Genomic DNA, 4,334 nt, shown 5'->3' on the forward strand with positions numbered 1-4,334 from the left:
CCCCCGGCGCCACCTTCGCTCCGGGCCAACCCATCTCCCTCGACCAGGCCTTCGCCTCCTTCGACGCCCTGTGGAGCCCCCGCATCGTCACCTCCGTCAACGACTACGACGTACGCCTGACCAAGGTCCGGGGCGAACACCTCTGGCACGTCCACGACCACACCGACGAGTTCTTCCTCGTCCTCGACGGCGAACTCCACATCGACCTGCGCGAGCCCGCGGGCGAGCGCAGGGTCACCCTCCCGCGGGGCTCGCTCTTCACGGTCCCGCGCGGCACCGAACACAAGCCCTTCGCCCCGGAGGGCGCCCGCCTCCTGCTCTTCGAGCCCACCGGCACCCCGACGGTCGGCGACCGCCACGACGAGATCCCGGACCACGTGGACGCGACGACGGGCCACGCCCTGTCCGAATAACAGTCACCGGCCATCCCGCCTACTCAAATTTGACTAGGCTGCTTGGATGGCCGAGAAAACGATCCCGCTCCTCCCGTGCCGGACGGTCCAGCCCGTGGTCGACTTCTACACCGCGCTGGGCTTCGAGACGACCTTCCTCCAGAAGAGCCCCTATCCGTACGCGGTCGTCGAACGCGGCGCCATCGAGCTGCAGTTCTTCGGCATGAAGGAGTACGACCCCAAGGAGTCCTACTCCGGCTGCTATGTCGTCACCGACGACGTCGAGCGACTGCACACCGCCTTCCGCGCCGGTCTCAAGACCGCGTACGGAAAGATCCCCAGCCGCGGCCTGCCCCGCATCGGGCCGCTCAAGGACATGTCGTACGGCATGCGGCAGTTCCTGATGACCGACCCCGGCGGGAACAGCATCCGCGTCGGGCAGCCGATCAGCGAGGACCAGACACACCGCCCCGCCCCCAAGGAGACCTTCGCGCGGGCGCTGCACATGGCCGACCTGTTCGCCGACTCCAAGGAGGACCTGCCCGGCGCCGCCAAGATCATCGACCGGGTCCTCGGCCTGACGGACGAGCGGCCCACCCCCGAACAGGAGCTGCGCCTGCTGGTCCTGCGCGGCGACATCGCCCAGCGCCTCGGCGACGACGCCCTGGCCGAACGCCTCCTGACCCGCGCCGCGCGGCTCCGGCTCACCGACGCGGAACGGAGGGCGGCGCACGACGCCCTGACGCGCCTGGCCGAGCTGCGGGCCTGACGCCGACGCGGAGCGCGCGGCTCCCGTGGCCGTCAAGAGCGCGTGAAGACAGGGCCTTCACGCGCGAAGATCCCGCTAGGGAAGCGCTTCACCGGCTGGATCCGGACAGAACCTGAGCGGACCTGTCCGGGCTCCAGAAGGAGTACGCATGTCCGCCCTGACCAGCGACTCGACGGCCACCCCTGTCAACCACGAGTCCCCTGCCAACCACGAGTCCCCTGCCAACCACGAGTCCCGTGTGAGCCATGAGCCGGCCACCGCCCCTCGCGGCGGCCGGCCACCGGTCGCCCCTCGCGACGAGGACCCGCCGGACACCGGCGAGCGCCACCGGCTCACGGCGCTCACCGGGCTCGCCGCGCTCTCCCTGGACGCGATGGCCTCCGTCGCCTACGGCCCCGAGGCCATCGTCCTGGTCCTCGCCGCCGCCGGAGGGCACGGCCTCGGCTTCACCCTGCCGGTGACCCTCGCCATCGCCGCCCTGCTCGCGGTCCTCGTCGCCTCCTACCGCCAGGTGATCGCCGCCTTCCCCGACGGCGGCGGCTCCTACGCCGTGGCCAAGACCCACCTCGGCCGCCGGGCGAGCCTGGTGGCCGCCGCCTCCCTGGTACTCGACTACGTCCTGAACGTCGCCGTCGCCGTCACCGCGGGCGTCGCCGCCCTCACCTCGGCCTTCCCCGCCCTCTACGGCGACCGGCTCTGGATCTGCCTCGCCGTCCTCGCCCTGCTGACCGCGGTCAATCTGCGCGGCATCGCCGACTCCGCGAAGATCTTCCTCGCGCCCACCGCGGTCTTCGTACTGGCGATACTCACCCTCATCGCCGTCGGCCTCTTCCGCTCCGCCCCCGTCAGCACCGAGGCCGCACAGGGCCACGCCTCCGTCGTCGCCGACAACGCCACCACCGTCGGCGCCCTGCTCCTCCTCAAGGCCTTCGCCTCCGGCTGCTCCGCGCTCACCGGCGTCGAGGCCATCGCCAACGCTGTGCCGTCCTTCCGCACCCCGCGCGCCAAGCGCGCCCAGCACGCGGAGATCGCCCTCGGCGCCGTGCTCGGCGTCATGCTGATCGGCCTTGCGGTGCTGATCTCCCGCTTCCACCTCCAGCCGGTGGCGGGCGTCACCGTCCTCGCCCAGCTCGCGGACGCCTCACTCGGCCACAACACCGCTTTCTACGTCGTCCAGTTCGCGACGATGACCCTGCTCGCCCTCTCCGCGAACACGTCCTTCGGCGGTCTGCCCGTACTCCTGAAGCTCCTCGCCCGCGACAACTTCCTGCCGCACGTCTTCGCCCTCAAGGCCGACCGCCAGGTCCACCGGCACGGCGTTCTCACCCTCGCCGCGGTCTCCGCCGCCCTCCTCGTCCTCTCCGGCGGCGACACCAACGTCCTCGTCCCGCTCTTCGCGATCGGCGTCTTCGTCGGCTTCACCCTCGCCCAGACCGGCATGGTCGTGCACTGGCGCCGCGAGCGCGGCCCGCGGTGGCGCGGCAAGGCGGCGCTCAACGGCCTCGGCGCGCTCCTCACCGGCGTCAGCGCGGTCGTCGTCACCGCCACCAAGTTCCACGACGGTGCCTGGCTGATCGTCGTCGCCCTGCCGCTGCTCGTCGCCGCCTTCGAGACGGTCCACCGCGCCTACACCGACATCGGCGAGAGCCTGGGCCTCGGCCGCGTCCCCGAGTGCCCCCACCGCGCGCGCTCCCTGGTCGTCGTCCCCGTCTCCTCCCTCTCCCGCCTCACCAGCGAGGCGCTGACCGCCGCCGTCTCGCTGGGCGACGAGGTGCGCGCGGTGACCGTCTGCCACGCCGACCCGGAGGACCGCGCCCAGGCCGAGGCCCTTGAGCGGGACTGGGCCCTGTGGAACCCGGGCGTGGACCTGATCCGCCTGCCCTCCGACCGGCGCACCCTCGGCCGCCCCATCGCCGCCTACGTACGCGCCGTCGAGGCCGCCGAGCCCGGCACCCGCGTCACCGTCCTGATCCCCGAGGCCGAGCCCGCCCGCGCCTGGCAGCGCGCCCTGCGCAACCAGCGCGGCGCGGTGGTGGCCCACGCGGTGCGCAGGGACACCGGCGCCGCGATCTGCCGCCTGCGCTTCCGCATCTAGCAGCCGCCCTCGCCCTGCCCGCGAGAGACGTTCGTAAGAGACCCGTCAAGACGCCCGGTGACGCCGTATGGACGGCGTCAACGGCGGCCGAAACCGCCCTGAACAGGGGTTTCCTCGAACGGTCCGACCAAGTAGTTCATCCATCCACTTCCTCAGGAGCTCACGATGGCCGACCTGGCCTTCGTCGCCACCACGATCGCGGTCTTCGCGCTGGTGGCACTTGTCGCCAAGGGGGTGACGAAGCTGTGACCGCCGAGAACGTCGTCGGCCTGATCGTGGCCGTCGCCCTCCTGGGCTACCTCGTCCTCGCCCTCGTCTTTCCGGAGAGGTTCTGAGTACGGATATGAGCCCCGTCCTTGCCGGCGTGCTCCAACTGCTCGCCCTGATCGCGGCCCTCGCCCTGGCGTACCGCCCTCTCGGTGACTACATGGCCCGCGTCTACAGCTCGAAGAAACACCTGCGCGCCGAAAAGTGGATCTACAAAGCCATCGGCGCCGACCCCGACTCCGAGATGCGCTGGACCGCGTACCTGCGCGGCGTCCTCGCCTTCTCCGCGGCCGGCGTCCTCTTCCTCTACCTGCTCCAGCGGCTCCAGGGCTCGCTGCCCGGCTCGCTCGGCTTCAAGGCCATCGACCCCGACCAGGCCTTCAACACCGCGGCCTCGTTCGTGGCGAACACCAACTGGCAGTCGTACTCCGGCGAACAGGCCATGGGCCACGTCGTGCAGACCGCCGGGCTCGCCGTGCAGAACTTCGTCTCGGCGGCGGTGGGGATCGCCGTGGCGGTGGCCCTCGTACGCGGCTTCGCCCGGTCCCGCACCGGTGAACTGGGCAACTTCTGGGCTGACCTGGTGCGCGGCGTGGTCCGTGTCCTGCTGCCGATCTCCGTGCTCGGCGCGCTCGTCCTCGTCGCCTGCGGCGTGCTCCAGAACTTCTCCGGCATCCACGAGGTCGGCCAGTTCCTGGGCGGCACCCAGTTGTGGAACGGCGGTGCGATCGCCACGCAGGAGGTCATCAAACTCCTCGGCACCAACGGCGGCGGCTACTTCAACGCCAACTCCGCCCACCCCTTCGAGAAC

5 protein-coding genes are annotated in these 4,334 nt (G+C 71.2%); all 5 read left to right on the forward strand.

Annotated features, from left to right (window positions below; translation table 11 throughout):
• Positions 1-32 precede the first annotated feature (32 nt).
• Positions 33-413, forward strand: coding sequence for a cupin domain-containing protein (locus tag GKQ77_RS28450; protein WP_219691807.1), 381 nt, complete (start codon positions 33-35; stop codon positions 411-413).
• Positions 414-459: 46 nt separating this feature from the next.
• Positions 460-1,161: a bleomycin resistance protein gene (locus GKQ77_RS28455; RefSeq protein ID WP_219691805.1), complete on the forward strand. Its 702-nt coding sequence runs from the start codon at positions 460-462 to the stop codon at positions 1,159-1,161.
• Between the two features lie 148 nt (positions 1,162-1,309).
• On the forward strand, positions 1,310-3,256 hold the full coding sequence (locus GKQ77_RS28460; protein WP_258022115.1) for an APC family permease: 1,947 nt from the start codon (positions 1,310-1,312) through the stop codon (positions 3,254-3,256).
• Between the two features lie 245 nt (positions 3,257-3,501).
• Positions 3,502-3,591 (forward strand): K(+)-transporting ATPase subunit F, encoded by a 90-nt coding sequence (gene kdpF, locus GKQ77_RS28465; protein WP_037896654.1) that lies wholly within the window; start codon positions 3,502-3,504, stop codon positions 3,589-3,591.
• A gap of 8 nt (positions 3,592-3,599) precedes the next feature.
• Positions 3,600-4,334 (forward strand): potassium-transporting ATPase subunit KdpA (locus GKQ77_RS28470; RefSeq protein ID WP_219691806.1); only part of this gene is annotated, 735 nt, incomplete at its 3' end.

Origin of the sequence: Streptomyces anatolicus, from assembly GCF_019400875.1 — a bacterium.
Taxonomy (GTDB): Bacteria; Actinomycetota; Actinomycetes; order Streptomycetales; family Streptomycetaceae; genus Streptomyces; species Streptomyces anatolicus.